Below are 20,521 nucleotides of genomic sequence, written 5' to 3'. Positions count from 1 at the left end.
GTCATCCTCCGATTCCGATCATTGCGAAGATTGGGCCGATCGACTGCACACCCATGTACCACGTGAGCAGTGTGGCCAGGGTACCGATGATGAGCAGCCAGGTGGGATAGGTGTCCGTATTGAGCAGGCGCGGCCGGAACCAGCCGATGTACATGAAGATCGTCAGTCCGATCGGCAGGATCAGTCCGTTGAAGCCGCCGACGAACACGAGCAGGGTGGCCGGTGGGGTGCCGAGCAGGAGGTAGGCCACGAGGGAGACGACGATGAACCCCACGGTCGCGATCTGCAGCGGCCACCCGGTCGCGAGCCGGTGCGAGAACGAGGAGAGGAACGTCGCCGAGGTGTAGGCCGCCCCGATCACCGAGCTCAGTGCCGCGGCCCAGAAGATCGCCCCGAAGATGCGCATGCCCGCCTCGCCGAGGACGGCGGCGAAGGCCTGACCGGCGGGGTTGGCGACCTGGCCGGTGAGGTCGAGGGTGACTCCGGAGGCGACGACGCCGAGGATCGCGAGGAACAGGACGTAGCGCATGACGCCGGTGACGAGGATTCCGGTCAGCGCTGATCGCATGACGCTCGGGGCCGCCTCGGGGCCGACGTTGCCGGAGTCGAGGTAGCGGTGGGCGCCCGAATACGTGATGTAGCCGCCGACGGTGCCGCCGACGATTGTGGTGATCGTCGCGAAGTTGATGGTGTCGGGGGCGACGGTCTGGCGCAGGGCCTCGCCGACGGGCGGCTGGGAGACGATGGTGACGATGACGGTGAGGACGATCATCCCGATGCCGAGGATCATGACGACGATGTCGACGACCTTGCCGGCGCGTTTGAAGAGGAAGATCGCAATGGCGAGGACTCCGGTGACGAGTCCGCCGAGTTTCGGATCGACGCCGAGGAGGGCGTTGAGCCCGAGTCCGCCGCCGGCGATGTTGCCGATGTTGAAGGCGAGGCCGCCGACGACGATGAGGACGGCCAGCACGATGCCGGAGCCGGGCACCGCGGACGAGGCCAGGGCTTGGGCCCGCTTGCCCGAGGAGGTGACCATCCGCCAGACGTTGAGCTGGATCGCGATGTCGATGAGGATCGAGACGAGGATCGCGAACGCGAAGGCCGCGCCGAGCTGGGCCGTGAATGTGGCCGTCTGCGTGATGAACCCGGGACCGATCGCCGAGGTGGCCATGAGGAAGATGGCGCCGACGACGGCGCTGCGGCTGACTCTGACCGACATTGCCGACGTGTTGGATTGATTCATGGCTGCTCCGATGATCCGACTGTGTGGTGGCGGTGAGCGAGTGGAGGGCGAACAGTTAGATTGAGTGTATGTCCGACTTTCATCTGACGCTTCCCTCGGAGGGGCTCAATGTCCACGCCTACGGTCCCGAGAGCGTGGCGAACTTCCTGCGGGAGACGATTTCGGCAGGTCGGATCCGCCCCGGCGCCAAGCTTCCCGAAGTGCAGTTGACGTCTCAGCTGAAGGTGTCCCGGCATACGCTGAGGAGCGCCTTCCAGATCCTGGCCGAAGAAGGGCTGGTCGAGCGGCAGCCCAACCGGGGGGTCTTCGTCCACACGCCCACCGCCGATGACATCCGGGAGATCTATCGGACCAGGCGGATCGTCCAGACCGGCGTGGTCCGCACGGTCGATCTGACCGAGGCCGACCTGAGCCGGCTGTGGGCGGCAGTGACCTCGGGACAGGAGGCACTGGAGTCCGGCGATGAGACGACCATGGCCTGGGCGAACCAGGAGTTCCACCGGGAATTCGTCGCCCTCGCCCGGACCCGGATGCTCTCCGTGCTCATGGATCAGATCCTGGCGCGGATGCGGCTGGTGTTCCTGGCCAAGGAGGGTGACGGCTCGTACCACGCGGAGTACGTCACCCGGAATCTCGACCTCGCGCGGCTCCTGACCCCAGGCCGGGAGCAGGAGGCGGAGGCCGCACTCCTCGACTATCTCGACCATGCTGAGAGCCAACTGCTGGCTCGCCTCGACGAGGTCGGGCCGGACGCTCAAGCCCGGTAGGGCTCCGCCGCCAGGCCGTGACGACCGTGCTGCCCCTGATACGCCGCTGTCTCCGGCGGCGTCCAATCCGCCAGAACATCGTCGGGCAGTGAGTAGACCTCGACGCCGAGCGGGTGGCAGTGCTCGAGCTGCTCCTCGGTACTCGCGGCCTCCGGGCCCCACATGTGGACCGAGAGGTCGCCGCCGGGACACGTCGACAGAGCGCACAGGAGGTCGACCTCGGCGAAGAACTCGAAGTGGTCGCCGGGTCGGGCCGGGCAGGAATCCATGAAGTACTCGCGCTTGTCGTTGAGTCCGGCGAACTGGAAGACGTTGAGGACGTCATGGACATCGAATTCGGTCAGTCCATGGGGGAGGACTGCGCGGGTGAGATTCGAGTGACAGTGGTAGTCGAAGTCGTAGTCGGCGAGCATGCGGTTGACGTACGGGTCGCAGCGGGTGCCGAGAAGGTCGTGGATCACCTCGGCGTCGGGGTGACCGGCCAGGGAGTCGGCGACGACGGTCGCCAGCGGACGCAGGTAGGGCAGTGTCGACCAGAAGCGATCGTAGGTGGTCATCGAGGCACGTTGCAGCTGCCGGGTCCGGGCGGCCCAGAATCTCTCCCGAGGGTTGTTCAGGTTCCACAGGTTGAGGTCGCCGACCTGCGGGCCCTCGACCGAGTAGAGGCGAACGAGGGATCCCGCCGGCACCTCCCACGCCTGCGCGGAGCGGATCGGGATCTCGAACTGCTGCGTCAGCGTCCTCTCAGCTCCCGCGACTCGGTCGTAGAAGCTCCGGTCCGGATCCAGAGGTCCGCCCGGCAGTGACTGGTAGGCGGCCGGCTGCGTGTAGCTGCGAGGTTCGGAGGGCTGAGGGGGCATTGTGCTCTGCTTTCTGCTGAGGTGGATGACTGGTTAAGGGTTGATGACTGGTGAAGGGCTCCGGTCGATGGCTGGCCCCGCTCAGTCGATGTCGCGATGCCGCTCGCGTCAGTCGCGGCCGGGTGGACGTGCCAGAGGCGCGAGTCGACCGGTGAGCACTTCTCCGACCACCGTGGCGGAAGCCGAATTGCTGCTGATCACCGGCATTCCGGTTGACTTCGAGACTCGCTCCAACTGCGACCTGCTCGGGAGGTTCGTGCAGCTGAGGAGGAGCATATCTGCCAGGTCGTCACCTGCTGCCAGTTCGTGCAGGCGGTGAGAAGTGACGTCTGCGATCGCCGTGTCGTCCGTCAGCCCCAGGCATGCCGAACTCGTGACCTCGAGACCGAACGTGCGCAGGTAATCCGCCTCCAACCGGGTGAGGTCCTGAGTGTAGGGGGTGCGCAGCCGGATCCTCCGCCCGTGCCGCGGCAGAACCTGGGCAAGAGACCAGGCGGTGGTGATCACCGGTGCAGTGACCCGTACTGCCAACTGCGCTGCGAACCAGCGTTCGTGCTCGGGGCCTTTGATGAAGGTGCCGCTCGTGCAGGCGAAGAGCACGAGGTCGGGGGAGACGTCGGCGAGGAGGTCCGCGGCCTCGAGCGCAGAGGCATCCATGGATGCCAGCCCCGCAGGAGTCACCTCGGACAGTCGCATGCGAGCGACATGGAAGCTCGCCGCGTCACCGAGGAACGCCGGTAGCTCCTGCTCAGCGGTCGTATCGGTCGAGGGGATGAGCACGCCGAGGCGCGCAGGAAGTCTCTGAACTGACGTCATCCGGTGACTCCGATGAGGCCGAGCAGGGAATTCAGCGACAGACCGATGACGACGAGGACGATGAGCGCTCCGACCGCATTCTGCAGCTTCGAGTTCGCATGGCGTCCCAGGAGTGTCCGGTTGTTCATCACCAGGAGGAGGGTGATCGCCAGGATCGGGAGGAGCACGCCGTTGGTCGCCTGAGCGAACAGGATCGCGGCGATCGGGTTGTCCCCGAGTGTCGCGACGATCGCCCCGTAGCCGAGGACTGCCAGCCAGATGGCGCGGAATCTCCACGACTTGAGGTCCTGTCCCCATCCCAGGGTCGTGCTGACGGCGAACGCTGCGGCCAGTCCGCCCGCGATCACGCTCGTCAGCCCGGCGGAGAAGAGTCCCGCCGCGAAGAAGTAGCGGGCGCTCGGGCCGAGCAGCGGCTCGAGCTGGGTCGCCATGGTGGCGGCGCTCTCGACGGGTATGCCGGTGGTGAAGAAGGCAGCCGCCGCGGTGGCCAGAATCGCCAGCGTGATCAGTCCTCCGAGCGTGATCGACAGCGCGGTGTCGGCTCTGGCCGACTTGATCGACTCCTTCAGGTGTTCGCCGCGTGGATAGTATTCGATCACTCCGGAGGAGTGGAGGAACAGGTTGTAGCCGACCACGGTCGTTCCGATCAGTCCGATGATGACGAATGCGGAGCCGTCGGGGACCGTCGGGACGAATGTGCCCTTGAGCATCGCGAGAGGATCGGGCCGGACCATGATCGCGGTGGCGACGAAGACGATCGCCATGATCGCGACCAGTACACCGAGGACCCGCATGATCAGGGTGAAGCGGCCCGTGAGCAGAAGGGCGGACACCGCTGCGAAGGTGATCAGCGGCCAGATCTGGGCAGGTGTTCCCGTGGCCTCGGACAGGCCGAGCGCTGTGCCGAGCATGTCTCCCTGAGCGTAGACGGCGCTGCCGATGCCGAGGGCGGAGACGACGAGCACGATGACCACCAGGCGCAGGATGGGCTGAGTGATGGTCCGGCGCAGCGCCTGGCCGAGGCTGAGACCGCTGGCAAGGCCGAGCCTGGCCGCCATCTCCTGGAGGACGATGGTGGCGAGGATGGAGAAGAGCACCGCCCACATCAGGGTCATCCCGAAATCCGCTCCCGCCAGGCTCGCGGTCGTCACCGTTCCGGGACCGACGAAGCAGGCGGTGACCATCAGTGCGGGGCCGGGCTTCCACCATTTGGGTGGGCGAGTCGCCTGGTGAGCTTCCTCCGGCCCTCCGGCAGCGGAGGCGGTGTTCGGTGCATGTTCCATGACTGACCTTTGGGCTCGAAGGCGTTTGCGTGCGGCGGCACGGTGCGTGCGCCGAGGTCGAGCCTATAAGTTGTTCGACAATTCAGTCAAGGGATTGTTGAGCAATATTTCAGGTAGGTGCGATGTCCGGTCGGATGCTCAGATGGTCGAGCGCTCAGGTGGCTGAGTCCGCGACGAGAGCGGCGAGCAGATCGTCTTCGGTCGCGCCGAAGAGCGTGCGCGCCCAGACGGTATCGCGACCGACATAGGGCTCGCCGTCGACTCTCAGCCACTGCGGCTGCACTCCCTTGGCGTGATCGGCCCGGCAGCGCGTGCACGCGGTGAGCCGCACGGACCGGCTTGCACCTGTCACCGCCTCGGCGGAGAGGTTGATCCGAGTGACCGCACTGCCGTGACGAGGGTCGATGGCGCACAGGCCGGTGTCACCCATCGCGACTTCAAGGCCCTTCTTCGCCCGGGAGCCTCTCGTGGTCCGGGAGGTCGGCGTCCCATCGGTGCCCGCGACGGCCTGGAGATCCTTCTCGGCCATGTCGAGCAGCACCAGTGCACCGGCCAGGTCATCTTCCTCGCATCCAGTATCGGCGCTGATCTTCCGAGCCCAGTCGTAGGAGTCGAGCCCATGCTGGACCCGACGCACCTGGGACGGGGCCAGATCCCGGGTCTCCTGTTCCCGCAGCGCAGCAGCCACCCGCGAGCTGTCGGAGTGGACCCTCTGCAGCAGACGCGATCGAGTGGCCTCTGCGGCGGAGGAGAGCACCGCCTCGGGGATCCGGTACTTCCTCGGGTTGCGCGCCTGGCGCCCGGCGAGGACCCAGATCGCCGCGCCCAGAGCTGCCGCGCCGATGAGGCCGATGAGGATCGAGCGGACTGGGTGGTAGACGACGAAGCCGAACACCCGATCGATGAGCGAGAGCTCGGTGGTGCCCACCTGCGGGTCGGCCAGTCGTTCGAGGACATCGAGGATCCATTCGATGTCGGTAATCGAGTGAGCGTCATCGAAGACGTACTGGAGGAACTGGCGCTCGAGAAGGTGGGCGTCGGGATCAGCCGGGTCGACGCTGCCGGCCAGACCCCCGGCCGTCGTCGAGACCATCCGCACCCGGGCCGCATCGCCGTGGAACGCCGAGACAACGGACAGCAGCTGGGTGCTCGACTGATGGTGTTCGTCGTACTCGGGGACGAGGGCGAGATAGACGTCGCCGTCGATCGCCTCCATCCGGGAGCGGATCTCCTCCAGCGTCGACGCCGGGTACATCTGCCGCGCCTGCGGTGAGGCGAAGAGCGGATCTGTCTTCCACTGTTCGGCGATCAGCTGGGCCAGTTCGACCTCGGTAGAAGGGAGGTCGGCCGTCTCCAGCGACGAAGCGGTGATTGCGGTCCCGGTCGGTTCAGCGGTGACCGGAACCGCGGTGGCTGCATCGGCGGCGACCGCGTTTGCTGCGGCCGGGGCGGCGACGATCGGCGTGCCGACGCTGAGCGCGCCGGCGATGAGCGCGCACAGCAGAGCCCGGGTCGGCAGTGGGAATGTGTGGGTGCTCACGGGTTCCTCCCGGACGGTTGGCGGTTCCAGGTCAGGCGGGATCCGAAGATCAGGGCAAGGGCTGCCAGCAGGGTGAGCCCGACGGTCTTGGCGATGCCGATGTTCCGGGCGCGGTCGTAGGCGGCTGTGTCGGGCTGTGGCATGTACTCGTGCATCTCTTCGATCGTGGTCTCGATCGGTGCGTCGAGTTTTTTCGGTGTGTCCGCGGCAGCGAGTGCGGTCAGCGTGGCCGAGACATTGTCGGCGACGACATCGGTCTCGTTCTCGGACCGGATGGCGAAGACATCGAGGGTGGAGCTGACCGGGCGACTCGAGGAGCCGTGGCTGACCACTGTGACGTCCGCGGGGCTCCTCCGCTGGATCAGTGTGGTGAGGGCAACGGATGATTCCATCGGCGCGTATTCCGGTTTGGGCCACACCACGATCGCGGCATCGAGGTCGATGCGGTCGAGAATGGTCCGGTACTCGTCGATGTCCTCCGGGCTGATCGACCACAGCATTGCCGGAGCCACTGCGATCCCATCGTCGCTGAGCTCGGTTCGGATCGTCGTCGCCAGGGCCCGGGCGGCAGGGGCGTCCAGATCGGTGACGCGGGAGAACGCCGGTGAGGCGCTCAGTGCTCGTTGGTCCGAGTTGTGGGCGGCGACCAGACCGGCAGTGGTCAGTCCTGCTGCCACCACTGCGACCAGAGCCGCGGTGGTGACCCACGGACGAGTTGGGCCGAGAGGTTCAGGTTCCGGCCGGTCGCTGCTCTGAGCTGCGTGTGCACGGAGGCCGGCGGACAGAGGCGTGAATGCTCCGAAGCCGCTGCGCGCGAACGCATCGTCCGTGGTCCAATACGGGCGGCCGCTCAGAGTGCCTTCGGCCGACAGGTACTCGGGCGTGCGGCCAGTGTCCAGCACCTCGGCGGCCTCGGCGCTGACGGGAAGCGCGATGTCGGACCCGACCGGCGACCAATAGCGGGTCGTCACGGCAGGGCGATCCGGGCGGAAGAAGCAGCGGGATGACGGGTACCGGCGGGAGGCATGGGCTCGCGTCTCGTCGCCGAGGATGTCCCAGGCGACGAGAACGCGCAGGTCATTGCTTGTCCCGGCAGATGGCAGCGACTGCGCCGCCTCCGCCATGCTCGCGGGCGTCGATCGACGGTTGAGGTGCTGCTGCGCTGACAGGGCTCGTGGGCGCAGTTCCTCCTGGGTGTCCTTGAGCCTGTCGAGTCGTTCACCTCGGTGACGGCGCAGGACCGACGCGACGCCGACCAGCACCAGAACCACGATGCCTCCGACTGCGATGACGACGACGCCGGCGACGAATCCGGGCAATGACAGGCCTGCCGGGGACTCCTTCCCCCAGTCGGAGGCATATCCCGAGGACCAGTCAGGGAGGAGAAGAGCCGGTGCCGCTTCGTCCTCGGTCGGGGTCTCTCCGGAGCCGGCGGGACCGGTGCGCAGTGCGTAGTGGAAGAAGGGACCGGGGACGTCGGTATTGACCTCGAGACCGGATGCAGCGGGAGCGAAGTCACGGACCAGCGCCCCATCGTCGAAGACGGCATAGCGGCTGCGGCCGGGGCTGTCGGGCACCCAGAAGGCGAAGACCGCGTCGCTGACGCCGAGATCTGCGGCGACATCCGTGATGATCTCCTGCCACACGCTCTGCATTTCCCTCGAGCTGACGCTCGAACCATCACGGTTGGTCTGCGGCTCGGCAGGCAGGATCGCCAGGTAGGTGTCGTAACCGGCCGAATGGGACACGGCGATTCCCTCAGCGGTCAGCTTCCGCTGACGCTCGTCCCAGAAGTCGGCGAGACCGGGGGCGATATGGAGGCCCGACTTCTCCAGGTCCGCGCTGAGGATACGTGCCCACGTGTCCTGGTAGTTCTCCTGCGCAGAAGCCATCCGGTCGGACACTGCCGAATCCGGTGCTGGGGCAGCGGTCGCCGGGCCCGCGGTCACCGCGGCTAAGAGAGTGATCCCGACGACGAGGGAGGTCAGAAAGCGCATGGTCGACAGGTTCGGAAGTTCACCCGGACAGTCTAATTTGAGCGAGTGCACAAAGACCAAACAGCCAGTTCTCAGCAAGCGGTGTTGCGTGATTATGAGAACCGCGGATTCTTCGCGTGAATGAGAAGAGTCGCTGACCGGTTAATGCGATCGCCGTGAATGAGAAAACCGCCGGCCGATTCGATCGACTGGCGGTTTTTCTGCTTGGTGGTGCACCCCCCGGGACTTGAACCCGGAACCCACTGATTAAGAGTCAGTTGCTCTGCCAATTGAGCTAGAGGTGCGTTCTTCGCTGTGCAGTTCCCTGCGCAACGAGAATTAATATTACTCAGGTCGATCCTCGTCTTGCAAACCGAAATCCGACCTTTCGACGGTTTGTGATCAAGGTCGCAGATCGGACCAGGTCAGCATGCCTTTGGGGTCGTCGATGGACTCACAGGTACATGCCTGCGCTCGACTGCTCGGCGGGCTCGGCGATGGCGTGGACGTCGCGCTCACGCAGGAGCACATACGCCTGGCCCTCAAGCTCCACCTCGGCGAGTTCCTCCGGATCGTAGAGGACGGTGTCACCGAGGTTCGCCTGCCTCACATGCGGGCCCGCGGCCACGACCTTGCCCCACACGAGACGCTTGCCCATGGAGGCGGTCGCCGGGATGACGATCCCGGCCGAGGACTTGCGTTCACCCGCCTCCTGGCCCGGATCGAGCAGGATCCGGTCGTGGAGCATGCGGATGGGAAGAGCGGCATCAGCCACGCCGGTTCCTTCCGGCCAGACCGATGACGAGTGCGGCGACGCCGAGGACGGAGCCTGCGGCCAGGGCGATCGTGTCGGTCTTGGGCTGACCGTCCTCGGTGACGACAGTGGACTTCGCCCGATCAACGGCCTGGGAGGCGAGCACCTTGGGGTGGATGCGACCCACCAGCTCGTCAATGTTCTCGGAAATGCGCTCTTCGCGCAGTCGGATCGACTCCGCCAGCTGGGCAGGGGTCGCGTTGTCCACGGTCACATCTGAGGTGTAGACGTTGTCAGTCATCGGATCGTCGCCTCCGGGTTGAATGCATTCACGCACGTGGCAGGGAGCCACAGTGCCTCGGCGTCAAGCTTAACCGCTGGATTCTCCAGAGTGGCAGATATCAGGGCGCCTGACGTGAAATGTCCTGCCTGAGCAGGCGCGTTCGATCAGGCCTGCTTGGAGCCGCGGCGTCCCACGAGGTAGATGATGAACCCGACGGCGGCCATTCCGAAGGCGGCCAGGACGAACACGGGCCACGAGCTGACGAGCGTGCTGACGATCGATTCGCCGAACGATGGGGACGGGGGAGTGTTGGCGCGGGGTGCGGGCTGGCTGCCTCCCGTGATGAGGTCCGTTTCGTCATTCGGCATCGAGGTGTCGGGGTTGCTCGGCACGGGGTCGGAGTAGTCCGGGCGTTGGGCCGGGCCATCGCCCGCGGGGACCCAGTCGGCCCCGATGTCACCGGGGATGGTGTCGCGGGTGTCCACCGAGCCGTTGCCCGTCGACGGGTCGGGGACCGATTGATCGCCGCCGCCGGTGCCGCCTTCGCCGCTGCCGTCGTCGCTGCCCGAGGAACTGCTGGCCTCCGTTCCGGGGTCCGAGCCGGGCGACGAAGGGGTGCCGGACTTCCCGGCGTCGTCCGTGGGGGTCGGCGTCGGGGTGCCGTCACTGCGATCGTCGGTGGCATCCTGCGCCGAGGTGATGTCGGAGGAGGCGCTGCTGTCGGCCGAATCAGTGCTGTCCGCGGTGCTGGTGGAGTCGGGATCGGACGAGCTGGTCGACCCGGATGCGTCGGAATCTGCCGAGTCCGCTCCGGCGGTATCGGTTCCGCTCGAGTCGGCGGTGTTGGCATCTGCGGTGCCGTCGGTGGAGGTGCTGTCCGACTCACCTGTTTCCGTGCCAGTGTCGTTGCCGGTCGAGGAGGCATCAGGGTCGGAGCCGGTGTCGGAACCGGTATAGGGCTCGCCGGTGACGCTGATCGTCTCGCCGTTCGAGTTGAACTTCCATCCAGGATCGTTGTCGAACCCCTCGAACTTCATCGGTTCATCACGGTTGGCCGCGTCGACGACGTAGCCATTGGAATCCAGAGAGTATTTCTCCGGTGCAGGTGCCGACGAAGCGGCAACAGGGTTCCCGCTGTCGTCGGTGTCAGTCTTCGACGCATTCTGAGCGGGCACCCTGATGGTGCCGTCATTCGATGGCCCGCTGAAGGTCTGGCCGACCCAGCTGTCGGGGACGTCGGATAAGCGGAGTGTCTGATCGGCGCCCCATGCCGCCGGAACGTCGCTGGCCGGAGAAGGTTTGCAGTTGGGATCCGATTCGAGTGAACACTCCTCGGATGGATCAGGATCCTCGGTCGGATCTTCGGTCGGATCCTTCGACCCGTCGGCCCCGTCCTCAGTGGAATCGTCCGCGTTGGCGGAGTCGGCTCCGGCGGACGCCTCCGCCCCATCCGCCTCTGCGGACGAAGAATCGCCCGAACCCGCGTCCGCCTCGGCGGAGGTGTCCGGCGAGGAAGAAGCGGAGCCGTCATCACCGGAACTCGCGTCTGCCGTGACAGCCGCTGTCGAGTTGGACGAAGTCTCCGTCGGGGGGTGGAGATAGATCGCGTTCGCGGGCGTCGAAATGCCGAATTGAGAGAGGACCAGGAGGGCAAGGATAGTGCCGAGTGCGGCCGCAGTGCGGCAGAGCTCATGGGTCGGGGGCACTGTATTCCTTCGCGATGGGGACTCCGGTCATCGAGCTTTCGGGAGGCCTGACACAGAGGCACGTCGGCCACCATCATAGTGGCATCGTTGAACGCGAGAAAGTTTCGTACTATTTGTCGGGCGTGCCGGGCTTCCTGTCGTAAGCGCGGATCTTGGAATCCGGGCTGTCGACGAGTGCCGTGTTCCCGGAGTCGGTCACGGCCAGCAGACGGGTCTCAGTCCGGTAGGCGTCATTGCCAGCGAGCAGGCACGAGGCGTCGCTCGCGACAGTGCAGGGGACGATCGTTCCCCGGGGCTCAGACAGGTGGATGTCGGCGCGCGAAGTGTCCATGAGCAGCAGGCCCGACTTCATATCGAAGAGGTAGGGGCCGATGTAGGCCCGTTCGCTTCCCTGGCCGCGAACCCATGACATCTCGCCGACGATGTCGGTCGTCGTGGTGACCGTCGACAGGATGGCTCCGTCCTCAAGGGAATGGACGACGAGCTGGATCCGATGCCCGCTGTTCGTCGATGCGCCCTGCTCGCCCCAGAGGGTGATGATCTTGCCGTGGCCGGCGGAGATCCATTTGATGATCTTGAGATTGTCGGAGGGCGCCTCGAGATTGATGTCGCGCTCGTCGCCGGTCTTGATGTTCGTGGCACGAACCGGTCCGTCGTAGTCGGCGCTGTAGAGCTTGTCGTTCTCGACCGCCATCGGGGTCATGCCCGATTCGGGAGTGGGGACGTCGATGAGTCTGTCCGCTCCGAAGGTCGAGAGCTTGTTGCCCGACTTCACAAGCACGCTCGTGCCCGCAGAGGAGATCCGCGCATTGTCCGGGAGCTGGTAGCGAATCGGCTTCTTGTCCCCGTCGAACAGTGCCTCGGCGGAGTCGCCGACCTGCCACAGCAGTGCGGGTCTGCCGTCGATGATCGTGTCGACGGCGAACGTCGGCGGCTGGCTGACCTTGCCTGAGTAGCGCACCTCGCCCGTCCTCGGATCGAGGACCTCCAGCTTCTCGTCGTTGACGACGAGGACACCGCGGTCCGATGCAGTCACCGAGGCGGCCTCGGGGACCTTGGCCTCCCACTTCGGGCTGTGGGCGAATCCGGGGACGACGTCCTTGGTGTCGGCGACGACGATGTCCGAATGGGGATTCGGCTGCGCTTCGGTGCTGATCGTCTGCGGCGCTTCCTCTGCCTGATCGGGCACGAAGTTGGGGATGACGAAGGCCCCGATCATCAGGATCGCGAGGCCGATGAGCACCAGGCCTGGAACGGTGACTTTCTTCAGGTGCAGCGGTCGACGCTGCTTGGGCGGCTTCTTGGCGCGGCGCGGCCGCAGTCGAGGAGCCGGGGCGGTGATGGCGACCGGGCCCGAGAACGGAGTGCCCTGCGGATACTCCTCGCCGCCCGGGCTCAGTTCGGCTCCGCCGGTGCTCAAGTCGTCGGAGTCGACGGCAATCGTGGACTGGGGTCCAGAACGAGCTGAGGAGATCCCGTTCGCCGAGGTGGCTGCGGCTGAGTCGGCGGACGCGTCATCGAGCGTGAGGGGAGTCGCGGTCCCCGTCGCGGCAGGAGAGGCCGAGGTGACAGTGGCGGTCGCCTCGGCGGGGGAGCGGTCGGGAGAGGAGCCGTTCGTCTGCGGGGCAACCTTGCCGAATGCGTCGATGTGGACCTCGACGCCTCTGCTGCCATCGTCGATGGTCACGAACACGGGGGTGCCGGTTTCGCGGGCGTAGTCGCCCAGGTAGGACAGCGCCCGTCCGGCGTCGGAATAGCGGCTCGATGCCCCGTTGAGGGACAGATAGGTGAACCCGTCGTTGGAGACAGAGATCAGCGCACGAGCCATGTACTGGTTTCCTTGAACGATTGTCGGTGACAATGACGACTCAATACTAGTGAACCCGTCCCTGCCGTCCTACCGAATCTCCGAAACCGTTATACGCCGCGACTGAATCGTTGCACGATAGGAGACTTGCATCTCATTCTCGGTCCAAGCCGTTTCCGCGTTTGCTCGCCCGCGCGGGGGCGGTTAGGATGTATCTTGCTGTCTGCGCCTTGGTGCAGAGCATGTGGTGGGTATAGCTCAGCTGGTAGAGCGCCGCGTTGTGGTCGCGGATGTCGCGGGTTCAAGTCCCGTTACTCACCCCGAACGAGGAGCCCCGAGAGTCTTGAGAGATCAAGGTTCTCGGGGCTTCTTCCATGTCCGGCGTGCGAGTTTCCGCCGACGCGGCGCTGCGGTGAGCCAATCGCCTGGCCGCTCGGTTGAGCATGGCGCGGATGACGAACGGGTGGATCGGCCGGACGAGGGCGAAGTAGATCCGACCCCGGAGGTTGTGCATCGTCACGGCTCCGCTGAGGACGACCTGCTCTGATTCGCACCGGACCGAGGTGCGGAAGTCCAGGTGGCCGGCGTCGACGCCGAACAGCACCTCATCGTCGGTGCGGGCGATGGGAGTGAACATCTCGGCGCTTTCCTGATCAAAGCCGAAGTACCCGACCAGACGCTCGCGAATCGTCATCAGCGCGCTGACCCACCTCGGCGGGTCATCGAAGATCGCCTCCGCCCACTCGTCGGCATCGGACGACGTCTCCCGACGGCGTTCGATGGCGAACACGTCCGAGAAGTCGACGCGAGGAAGAGAACCGACGGTCAGCCCGGTCTGCTCCACGTCGACCTCATGGGCCCGCGGGGACTCGAGTCGTCGCAGGAGCCGTGCATAGCGGGAGAGCCGGTGCGGGCGGGAAGGGGGAGTCCCGACTGCAGTTTCGAGTCGATCGAGCACCTGCTCGAGTACCGCGTCGTGAGACGGCTCGATCGCGGCCTTCCATGCCAGCCAGGCCGGAGGCGTCGCGTCGGCGCGGACGACGTGCCTGACCTCGATCCGCTCCGAATCGACAGGGTTCACGGTGAACGAATGCGTCCCGGTGATGCCCAGGCCCGCAGGAAACGTGAACTCGATGAGTTCGCCCGGCTGGTAGGCGCTGATGGTGCCGTGAGTGCCGCTTGCCCCGACTGCCACGCGGCCGTCGAGGCGCATCGGCTCCCACAGTGGAGGGTAGAGTGCGTCGTCGGTCTGGCCTATCGTGTCCAACAGTGATGCGATGGTGCGCGTCGATGCCCTGACGAGCCGTGAATGCGCGTTGTGGATTCGCATGGCGATCTCCTTCCGTACGCCAGCGTATGGTATGGTACATACGCTACCGTATGGGTATGCCATCAAGGAAGCGTCTGACCGCAGACGATTGGACCATCGCCGCTCTCGATGCTGTGGCTGAAGGGGGGCTCTCCGCCATCGCGATCGAACCGCTCGCGGTGCGGCTCGGCTCCACGAAGGGCAGCTTCTACTGGCACTTCTCAGGCCGGGATGCGCTGATCGTCGCGACCTTGGAGCTGTGGGAGCGATTGGACACGGAGGAGGTGATTGCCGAGATCGCCGAAGTTCCGGTCGGCGTGCCTCGGCTGCGTGCTCTGCTCTTCGGCGCCGTCGAGAGCCGAAGCGAACGCGGGGCGCGAGTGGAACTGGCGCTCCAGGCCTCCGCTCAGCACCCGCTCGTCGCGCCGCTGCTCGCACGGGTCACGCGGCGCCGCCTCGACTACCTTGCGGAGCAGTTCACTGCGATCGGCTTCGATGCCGACGAGGCGAGGCAGAGGGCGCAGCTCGCCTACACCGGTTACCTCGGCATCGCTCAGCTCGCTCACGCGACGCCCGCCGAAGCCGATCTCTCACCTGACTACCTGGAGACGATGCTCGACGTTCTCGTGTCCCCAGCGCCTCGCCGTCAGTCCGCCCGCACCGGCCACCACGAAGGAAACTGATGAACATCGATCTCGACCTCACCGTCGTCGGCAGCATCAACGCCGACGTCACCGCGCTCGTCTCCCGCCTGCCGGGGGCGGGAGAGACCGTCGGTGGCGGGCGGCTGGTCCACAGCTCCGGCGGCAAAGGCGCGAACCAGGCCGCGGCCGCCGCGCGTCTCGGGGCGCGGACGAGGATGATCGGCGCCGTGGGCTCCGATGCCGCAGGCCGGGAGATGACAGGGGCGCTCGTCGCCGCGGGTGTCGACATCAGCGGTGTCGAGATCGTCGACGGGGAAACCGGCACGGCCCTGATCGTGGTCGACGCGCAAGGGGAGAATCTCATCGCCGTCTGCGAGGGGGCGAACGCCCACGTGGGAATCGATGCCATCGAGTTCAGTGAGACGGAGACCGTGCTCACCCAGCTCGAGATCTCCCTCGACCTCGTGGCCGAGCTCGCGGAGAAGGTCCGCGGGTACTTCGTCGTGAATGCGGCTCCCGCCCTGACTCTGCCCGCCGAGGTGGTCGACCGGGCCGACCTCATCATCGTCAACGAAACCGAATACGAACTCCTCCCGCAGCTGAAGACCGCGAAGCTCGTCGCCGTCACCTATGGCGCCGATGGTTCGGCCCTGCTGGAAAAGGGGGAGCGCATAGCCTTCGCCCCGGCGGTTCCGACCACCCCGGTCAGCACCGTCGGAGCCGGTGACGCCTTCTGCGCGGCACTGACCATCGCCCTGCGCTCGGGGCTCTCACATGGCGAATCGCTGCGGGTGGCCAATGCCGTGGGCGCCGCGGCAGTGCTCGATCCGAGCGCGCAGCCGGAGTTCGAGGCGCTCGAGAGCTACGTCTGACCGCGCTGTCCTCTCCATCTTGCGGGAGCGGGAGCGCGAGAACTTGCGAGAGCAGGAGCGCGAGCGCCCTAGCCTGTCCGATTTGCCGAGTGCACTGAATAGTGCACTATGATGCACTTATGAGTGCAAGCACCGAAACCCTGGCCGCGGTCATCGGGTCCCGCGTCCGACACGAGCGAACAGCCCGCGGGTGGACGCTCGATCGGCTCGCGGAGGTCGCCGGCATCAGCCGGCGCATGGTCGTCAACGTCGAACAGGGCGCCGCCAACCCGAGCATCGGCACGCTGCTCAGTCTCAGCGACGCCCTCGGGGTCGGCCTCCCGTCGCTCGTCGAGCCACCGGAGCGCCGGCACATCGACATCACCCGCGCAGGTGAAGGCGCCGTCCTGTGGTCCGGGCCCGCGGGCGGGCAGGGAGTGCTCATGGCCTCCACCGCCCCGCCGGACATCGTCGAGCTCTGGGACTGGCGACTGGAGCCGGGGGAGGATCACGAGAGTGAAGCCCATTCGCCCGGCACCCGCGAGCTCGTCCTCGTCCTCGATGGCCGGCTCACCCTCACCGTCGCCGGCGAAACCTCCGAACTCGCTCCCGGAGATGCGATGAGCTTCGCCGGCGACGAACCGCACTCCTACGCCAACCCCGCCGAGGCGCCCGTGCGCTTCTCCCTGTCCGTCTTCGAACCCGGAGTCGGTTCCGACCGTCGGAAGGACAACCCCCATGACTGAGACCATGATCCATTCCAAGGCGAAGCTCGACGACTTCCTCGCCGCCGCGACCGTCGACGCCGAGGTGTTCGAGCTGCGCCCCGACTACCGAGTCCTGTTCCTGGCGGCCTCGGGGATCGAGCCCGGCGCCGGAGATGAGCACAGCGAGGCACTGCTCCGCGCCGCCGAGGAATCGACCGCAGAGATCCTCACCCGGACTCCCATCACCGAGGTCGACCACATCGCGGCATGGCGCGAGGCCTACCGCGCATTCGGGGCCAAACCGCAGAAGACGCGCAACAGCCTCGAGGCACTCATGCGGAGGGCTGAGAAGGGCCTGCCGCGCATCAATCGGCTCACCGATATCTACAACGCGATCTCCGTGACCCATCGGATCCCTCTCGGCGGTGAGGACCTCGACGCCTACCAGGGTGCGCCGAAGCTCATCCGCGCCACCGGAACCGAAGCCTTCGACACGAATGCCGGGGGTCAGGATGTGACGGAGCACCCCGACCCGGGTGAGGTCGTGTGGTGCGACGATGCGGGCGTCACCTGCCGCCGGTGGAACTGGCGCCAGGGCCGGCGGACAGGGCTGCGGGAGACGACCACCTCGGCGCTCTTCATCCTCGACGTCCTCGATCCCATCGACGATGACGCCCTGAACGCGGCAGGAGACTCCCTCGCCGAGGCGCTCGCCACCGTGGGCGAGTCCGTGACGATTGCACGGCGCATGGTGGGCGCTCCATGACCCCGAAACCGGATGTGATCCTTGGGCGCGGTGTCGCCGACGTGCTGCCACCATGGTCGCTCGCGGTCACGGCAATGCTGCTCATCCAGCTGTGCAACGCCTCCTCGGTCGTGCTCTTCGACGAGGTCGGCACGGCGGGAACCGCCTGGCTGCGACTGTGCATGGGCGCGGTCATCTTCGTCGTCATCGCGCGCCCACCCCTGCGGAGGATCCGCAGAGAGGACATTGCACCGCTGCTCGGCCTTGGCGTCGCCAGTGGTCTGATGACGACGGCGTTCCTGGCCGCGATCGACAGGATTCCACTCGGCACCGCGGTGGCGATCGAGTTCCTCGGCCCGCTCGTCGTCGCCGCCATCCGCTCGAAGAACAGGCAGATGCTCGCCTGGCCGGCCCTCGCCCTCGTCGGGGTCGTCCTGCTCACCGAACCCTGGGGCGCGACGTTCGATCCCCTCGGCATCGCCTTCGCCGCGGCTGCCGGACTCGGCTGGGGGACCTACATCCTGCTCACGCAGAGGATCGGGGACCGGTTCACCGGAATCACCGGACTGGCGATCACCATTCCGATCGCCGCGGTCGTGACGACGATCGTCGGAGCTCCGCAGGCGATCGGCGGCATCGACCTGCGGGTCATCCTCATCGCCCTGGGCCTGGCTCTGCTCGCGCCGGTGCTGCCGTTCGGCCTCGAGATGCTCTCGCTGCGGCGGATGACGCCGACGGCGTTCGGGACCCTGATGGCACTCGAACCTGCCTTCGGAGTGATCATCGGGCTCGTGTTCCTGTCCCAGGTTCCGGCGCTGTGGCAGGTTGTGGGCATCGTCCTCGTGGTCCTGGCCGGAAGCGGGGCCCAGCGCGGCGGGCGCAGACCCACCGTGGTGCAGTCGAGCGAGGCGGTCGACTGACCGTCGGACGCCGCGCGCCGGACCCTCTGGTCAGTCGATCTGACCGACGGGTTCGCGCTTCTCGGCCTGGAACTGGTCCTCGGCGCGGCCCCTGGCCCAGTAGGCGGAGATCGACAGGGACTCCCGCGGCACCTGATGGTGCTTGAGGATCTTCCGTACGGACTTGATGGTCTCTCGCTCCCCGTGGGCGAACACCTGGGGAGTGCCCTGCTGCCAGTCGAGGTCGTGCAGTGCGGCCAGCAGCTCGTCGTCGCTGCTCACCCAGATGACGTCGAGGCCGGCCGGTGCGTCCGGCAGCTTCCGGTCCTCGTCGTGCTCGACGGCTGCGAGCACGACGCCGCTCGCGCCGGTGGACATCGCCTCGATCGCCGAGGACACTGCGGGCAGCGCCGTGTGATCAGCGATCAGCAGATGCCAGGGGGCGTCCGTCGTCGGCCGGTACTTGCCGCCGGCTCCGCTCATGGTGAGGGTGTTGCCCGGCCGCGCACTCCTTGCCCAGGGACCGGCGATCCCGTCGTCGCCATGGACGACGAAGTCGATCGTCACAGTCTTCGCCTCGGCGTCGACGTTCCGCAGCGTGTAGGTGCGGTTGCGGGGCAGCTTCTCCGGCGCGAAGTCACGCAGCGAGGCCAGGTCGTAGGGCGGGATGAGCCCATGCCGAGGGTCGGCGAAGAGGATCTTCACGTACTTGTCCGTGCACTCGTTGAGGTTCAGGGCCTCGAAGCCCTCTCCGCCGGCGGTGATCCGGATCAGGTTCGGGGTGACCTCCTCGACCGCGGTGACGGTGAGGACGGCTTGCGGGCGAGGTGGACGCACAGGCGCCTGTGCGGAGGCGGGCGAGGAGGTCAAGCGAAATCCCTTCCGGGGGAGTCGGGGCGAGGGGACGGAATCACCTCGGCGTGAACTAAGGCTTACCTTAGCAAACGTGCGTTCCGGAGCCGCTTGAGGCCCTTGAGCGGTTTGAGGGAGTCGATGAGCTTGACGTCGGGCAGGGGCGAGCCGGGGCCGGCGCACTCGAGCAGGTTCTCCGGATCCATCAGCACGACGCGGACGCCGGCGTTCTTCATCCGCGCCAGAGCCTCGGTGAACAGACGGCGGGCGACGTCGTTGATCGAATACACACGGCGCAGATCGAGGACGAAGACCGTTGTCGTGGAGTCGGGCTCGTCCATGGTGCGCAGGACGTTCTCCGCGCCGCTCCACTGGATCAGACCCTGGAGGCTGCAGATGCGCACCATCTCTCCGTTCGCTCCGACGAAGCGGCGGTCGCGGCGGATGATCGAGCGGGCAGGCTCCGGAGCCTCCATGATGTGCAGGCCCATGTCGTCGGAGAGGGTGTGGAAGATGTTCGTTCCGCGCACGCTCGACCCGTGGCTGTCGAGCCGCGGCGAATACACTGAGATGCCGAGCTGGCCTGGGAGGACCCCGAAGACGCCGCCGGAGACGCCGCTCTTGGCAGGCACGCCGACCTCGGTCATCCAGTCACCGGCCACGTCGTACATTCCGCAGGTCATCATCACGCCCAGCACCTGCCGGTTCACCCGCGGGGACAGCACCTGTCTGCCCGTTTTGGGATTGATCCCGCCGCCGGCCAGGGTCGCTGCCATGAGGGCGAGATCGGCAACCGTGACGAGGACGGAGCACTGGTCGATGTAGCCGTTGACCGCCTCGTCGGGATCATCGGTGATGACGTCATAGGAGCGGAGCATGTTGGCGATCGCGATGTTGCGGTAGGCGCCGGCGCGTTCGCTCTCGGCCACGGAGCCGTCGATGGTCAGCTCCCGGCCGGCGAACTCGGACAGTCCCGCCCGCACGATCTCCGCACGCTCGGCAGCGCTCGACCCCGACGGCCCGAGGAGTGAGTGGACGGTGATCGCACCCGCGTTGATCATCGGGTTGAGCGGTTTGCCCGAGGTCTCGTCGAGGGAGAGCTCGTTGAAGGCCTCACCGGTGGGCTCGACACCGACCCTGTCGAGCACGGCGGACATCCCCAACCGCTCAAGGGCCATTCCGTAGACGAACGGCTTCGACATCGACTGGATGGTGAACGCGTAGTCGGAGTCGCCTGAGGCGTATTCGATGCCGTCGAGGGTGGAGATGCAGATCGCCAGCTTCTCCGGATCGGCCGCGGCGAGGGCGGGAATGTAGTCCGCGGGCGCCCCTGACCGGTCCTGCCGGTGCTTGTCGAGGATCTCATCGAGGTAGTCGGGAATGGGTGATCGCATGGGGGCCAGTCTAGGGGCAGTGACCGATCCGCCACGGCGGTTGCAGAATGGGCACACCCAAGGGGGCCCTGCCGAGCGTCGT

At 66.5% G+C, this 20,521-nt stretch carries 19 protein-coding genes and 2 tRNA genes; 7 read left to right on the top strand and 14 right to left on the bottom strand.

The genetic code is table 11. The features are described from left to right. Nucleotide 1: 1 nt before the first annotated feature. The gene (locus RIT73_RS12460) at nucleotides 2-1,246 is read right to left on the bottom strand and encodes a divalent metal cation transporter (protein WP_309132397.1); all 1,245 of its coding nucleotides are present in this window, start codon (nucleotides 1,244-1,246) and stop codon (nucleotides 2-4) included. Nucleotides 1,247-1,314: 68 nt separating this feature from the next. On the opposite strand from RIT73_RS12460, the gene RIT73_RS12455 reads away from it, so the two are divergent. Next, complete coding sequence (locus RIT73_RS12455; protein WP_309132396.1) at nucleotides 1,315-2,013, top strand: GntR family transcriptional regulator; 699 nt, start codon at nucleotides 1,315-1,317, stop codon at nucleotides 2,011-2,013. On the opposite strand, the gene RIT73_RS12450 is transcribed toward RIT73_RS12455, so the two are convergent. The 10 genes from RIT73_RS12450 to RIT73_RS12405 all read right to left on the bottom strand — a co-directional run bounded on the left by RIT73_RS12450 (nucleotide 2,001) and on the right by RIT73_RS12405 (nucleotide 13,059). Then, complete coding sequence (locus tag RIT73_RS12450; protein ID WP_309132395.1) at nucleotides 2,001-2,873, bottom strand: urea carboxylase-associated family protein; 873 nt, start codon at nucleotides 2,871-2,873, stop codon at nucleotides 2,001-2,003. The two genes, RIT73_RS12455 and RIT73_RS12450, sit on opposite strands and share 13 nt — an antisense overlap. Nucleotides 2,874-2,981: 108 nt before the next feature. After that, nucleotides 2,982-3,689 carry a hypothetical protein gene (locus RIT73_RS12445; RefSeq protein ID WP_309132394.1) on the bottom strand — a complete coding sequence of 236 codons (708 nt, stop codon included), beginning with the start codon at nucleotides 3,687-3,689 and terminating at the stop codon, nucleotides 2,982-2,984. Then, on the bottom strand, nucleotides 3,686-4,972 hold the full coding sequence (locus RIT73_RS12440) for an Nramp family divalent metal transporter (protein ID WP_309132393.1): 1,287 nt from the start codon (nucleotides 4,970-4,972) through the stop codon (nucleotides 3,686-3,688). The genes RIT73_RS12445 and RIT73_RS12440 overlap by 4 nt, the downstream gene beginning before the upstream one ends. Nucleotides 4,973-5,126: 154 nt before the next feature. Next, entirely contained in the window at nucleotides 5,127-6,512 is a 1,386-nt protein-coding gene (locus RIT73_RS12435; protein ID WP_309132392.1) for a hypothetical protein, read from the bottom strand. Beyond that, nucleotides 6,509-8,509 carry a hypothetical protein gene (locus RIT73_RS12430; RefSeq protein ID WP_309132391.1) on the bottom strand — a complete coding sequence of 667 codons (2,001 nt, stop codon included), beginning with the start codon at nucleotides 8,507-8,509 and terminating at the stop codon, nucleotides 6,509-6,511. The genes RIT73_RS12435 and RIT73_RS12430 overlap by 4 nt, the downstream gene beginning before the upstream one ends. 208 nt (nucleotides 8,510-8,717) lie before the next feature. After that, nucleotides 8,718-8,793, bottom strand: a tRNA-Lys gene (locus RIT73_RS12425). 149 nt (nucleotides 8,794-8,942) lie between these two features. Then, complete coding sequence (locus tag RIT73_RS12420) at nucleotides 8,943-9,263, bottom strand: co-chaperone GroES (protein ID WP_309132390.1); 321 nt, start codon at nucleotides 9,261-9,263, stop codon at nucleotides 8,943-8,945. Continuing rightward, entirely contained in the window at nucleotides 9,256-9,543 is a 288-nt protein-coding gene (locus tag RIT73_RS12415) for a DUF3618 domain-containing protein (RefSeq protein ID WP_309132389.1), read from the bottom strand. The genes RIT73_RS12420 and RIT73_RS12415 overlap by 8 nt, the downstream gene beginning before the upstream one ends. Nucleotides 9,544-9,689: 146 nt before the next feature. Continuing rightward, nucleotides 9,690-11,231, bottom strand: a complete 1,542-nt coding sequence (locus tag RIT73_RS12410; protein WP_309132388.1) for a hypothetical protein — start codon at nucleotides 11,229-11,231, stop codon at nucleotides 9,690-9,692. 109 nt (nucleotides 11,232-11,340) lie between these two features. Then, a complete protein-coding gene (locus tag RIT73_RS12405) occupies nucleotides 11,341-13,059 on the bottom strand; it encodes a hypothetical protein (RefSeq protein ID WP_309132387.1) in 1,719 nt (572 codons plus the stop codon). A gap of 226 nt (nucleotides 13,060-13,285) precedes the next feature. On the opposite strand from RIT73_RS12405, the gene RIT73_RS12400 reads away from it, so the two are divergent. Continuing rightward, nucleotides 13,286-13,358 (top strand) — tRNA-His (locus RIT73_RS12400). Here the strand turns inward: RIT73_RS12400 and RIT73_RS12395 are convergent. Next, nucleotides 13,340-14,368 carry a DUF2867 domain-containing protein gene (locus RIT73_RS12395; RefSeq protein ID WP_309132386.1) on the bottom strand — a complete coding sequence of 343 codons (1,029 nt, stop codon included), beginning with the start codon at nucleotides 14,366-14,368 and terminating at the stop codon, nucleotides 13,340-13,342. The two genes, RIT73_RS12400 and RIT73_RS12395, sit on opposite strands and share 19 nt — an antisense overlap. A gap of 56 nt (nucleotides 14,369-14,424) precedes the next feature. On the opposite strand from RIT73_RS12395, the gene RIT73_RS12390 reads away from it, so the two are divergent. The 5 genes from RIT73_RS12390 (at nucleotide 14,425) to RIT73_RS12370 (ending at nucleotide 18,214) form a co-directional block, all read left to right on the top strand. Then, nucleotides 14,425-15,030 carry a TetR/AcrR family transcriptional regulator gene (locus tag RIT73_RS12390; RefSeq protein ID WP_309132385.1) on the top strand — a complete coding sequence of 202 codons (606 nt, stop codon included), beginning with the start codon at nucleotides 14,425-14,427 and terminating at the stop codon, nucleotides 15,028-15,030. Then, nucleotides 15,030-15,863, top strand: a complete 834-nt coding sequence (locus RIT73_RS12385) for a ribokinase (protein WP_309132384.1) — start codon at nucleotides 15,030-15,032, stop codon at nucleotides 15,861-15,863. The genes RIT73_RS12390 and RIT73_RS12385 overlap by 1 nt, the downstream gene beginning before the upstream one ends. Before the next feature lie 119 nt (nucleotides 15,864-15,982). After that, the gene (locus RIT73_RS12380) at nucleotides 15,983-16,588 is read left to right on the top strand and encodes an XRE family transcriptional regulator (RefSeq protein ID WP_309132383.1); all 606 of its coding nucleotides are present in this window, start codon (nucleotides 15,983-15,985) and stop codon (nucleotides 16,586-16,588) included. After that, entirely contained in the window at nucleotides 16,581-17,315 is a 735-nt protein-coding gene (locus tag RIT73_RS12375; protein WP_309132382.1) for a phenylalanine--tRNA ligase beta subunit-related protein, read from the top strand. Before RIT73_RS12380 ends, RIT73_RS12375 begins: the two co-directional genes overlap by 8 nt. Further along, entirely contained in the window at nucleotides 17,312-18,214 is a 903-nt protein-coding gene (locus RIT73_RS12370) for an EamA family transporter (RefSeq protein ID WP_309132381.1), read from the top strand. The genes RIT73_RS12375 and RIT73_RS12370 overlap by 4 nt, the downstream gene beginning before the upstream one ends. A 30-nt stretch (nucleotides 18,215-18,244) precedes the next feature. Here RIT73_RS12370 and RIT73_RS12365 read toward each other — a convergent pair whose 3' ends face one another. Together RIT73_RS12365 and RIT73_RS12360 are read right to left on the bottom strand one after the other, a co-directional pair. Next, the gene (locus tag RIT73_RS12365; protein ID WP_309132380.1) at nucleotides 18,245-19,063 is read right to left on the bottom strand and encodes a siderophore-interacting protein; all 819 of its coding nucleotides are present in this window, start codon (nucleotides 19,061-19,063) and stop codon (nucleotides 18,245-18,247) included. A gap of 62 nt (nucleotides 19,064-19,125) precedes the next feature. Next, nucleotides 19,126-20,439 (bottom strand): glutaminase, encoded by a 1,314-nt coding sequence (locus RIT73_RS12360; RefSeq protein ID WP_309132379.1) that lies wholly within the window; start codon nucleotides 20,437-20,439, stop codon nucleotides 19,126-19,128. Nucleotides 20,440-20,521: the final 82 nt, after the last annotated feature.

Source organism: Brevibacterium sp. (assembly GCF_031179145.1).
Classification (GTDB): Bacteria; Actinomycetota; Actinomycetes; order Actinomycetales; family Brevibacteriaceae; genus Brevibacterium.
The sequence above is the reverse complement of the archived record's forward strand: the minus strand, read 5'-3'. Positions and strand labels throughout refer to the sequence as shown.

Excerpts from the sequence above, each read along its gene's own strand:
- RIT73_RS12370 (WP_309132381.1), top strand. The coding sequence starts at position 17,312 with ATGACCCCGAAACCGGATGTGATCCTTGGGCGCGGTGTCGCCGACGTG.
- RIT73_RS12460 (WP_309132397.1), bottom strand. The coding sequence starts at position 1,246 with ATGAATCAATCCAACACGTCGGCAATGTCGGTCAGAGTCAGCCGCAGC.
- RIT73_RS12430 (WP_309132391.1), bottom strand. The coding sequence starts at position 8,509 with ATGCGCTTTCTGACCTCCCTCGTCGTCGGGATCACTCTCTTAGCCGCG.
- RIT73_RS12455 (WP_309132396.1), top strand. The coding sequence starts at position 1,315 with ATGTCCGACTTTCATCTGACGCTTCCCTCGGAGGGGCTCAATGTCCAC.
- RIT73_RS12450 (WP_309132395.1), bottom strand. The coding sequence starts at position 2,873 with ATGCCCCCTCAGCCCTCCGAACCTCGCAGCTACACGCAGCCGGCCGCC.
- RIT73_RS12385 (WP_309132384.1), top strand. The coding sequence starts at position 15,030 with ATGAACATCGATCTCGACCTCACCGTCGTCGGCAGCATCAACGCCGAC.
- RIT73_RS12395 (WP_309132386.1), bottom strand. The coding sequence starts at position 14,368 with ATGCGAATCCACAACGCGCATTCACGGCTCGTCAGGGCATCGACGCGC.
- RIT73_RS12380 (WP_309132383.1), top strand. The coding sequence starts at position 15,983 with ATGAGTGCAAGCACCGAAACCCTGGCCGCGGTCATCGGGTCCCGCGTC.
- RIT73_RS12390 (WP_309132385.1), top strand. The coding sequence starts at position 14,425 with ATGCCATCAAGGAAGCGTCTGACCGCAGACGATTGGACCATCGCCGCT.
- RIT73_RS12375 (WP_309132382.1), top strand. The coding sequence starts at position 16,581 with ATGACTGAGACCATGATCCATTCCAAGGCGAAGCTCGACGACTTCCTC.
- RIT73_RS12440 (WP_309132393.1), bottom strand. The coding sequence starts at position 4,972 with ATGGAACATGCACCGAACACCGCCTCCGCTGCCGGAGGGCCGGAGGAA.
- RIT73_RS12405 (WP_309132387.1), bottom strand. The coding sequence starts at position 13,059 with ATGGCTCGTGCGCTGATCTCTGTCTCCAACGACGGGTTCACCTATCTG.
- RIT73_RS12415 (WP_309132389.1), bottom strand. The coding sequence starts at position 9,543 with ATGACTGACAACGTCTACACCTCAGATGTGACCGTGGACAACGCGACC.
- RIT73_RS12360 (WP_309132379.1), bottom strand. The coding sequence starts at position 20,439 with ATGCGATCACCCATTCCCGACTACCTCGATGAGATCCTCGACAAGCAC.
- RIT73_RS12445 (WP_309132394.1), bottom strand. The coding sequence starts at position 3,689 with ATGACGTCAGTTCAGAGACTTCCTGCGCGCCTCGGCGTGCTCATCCCC.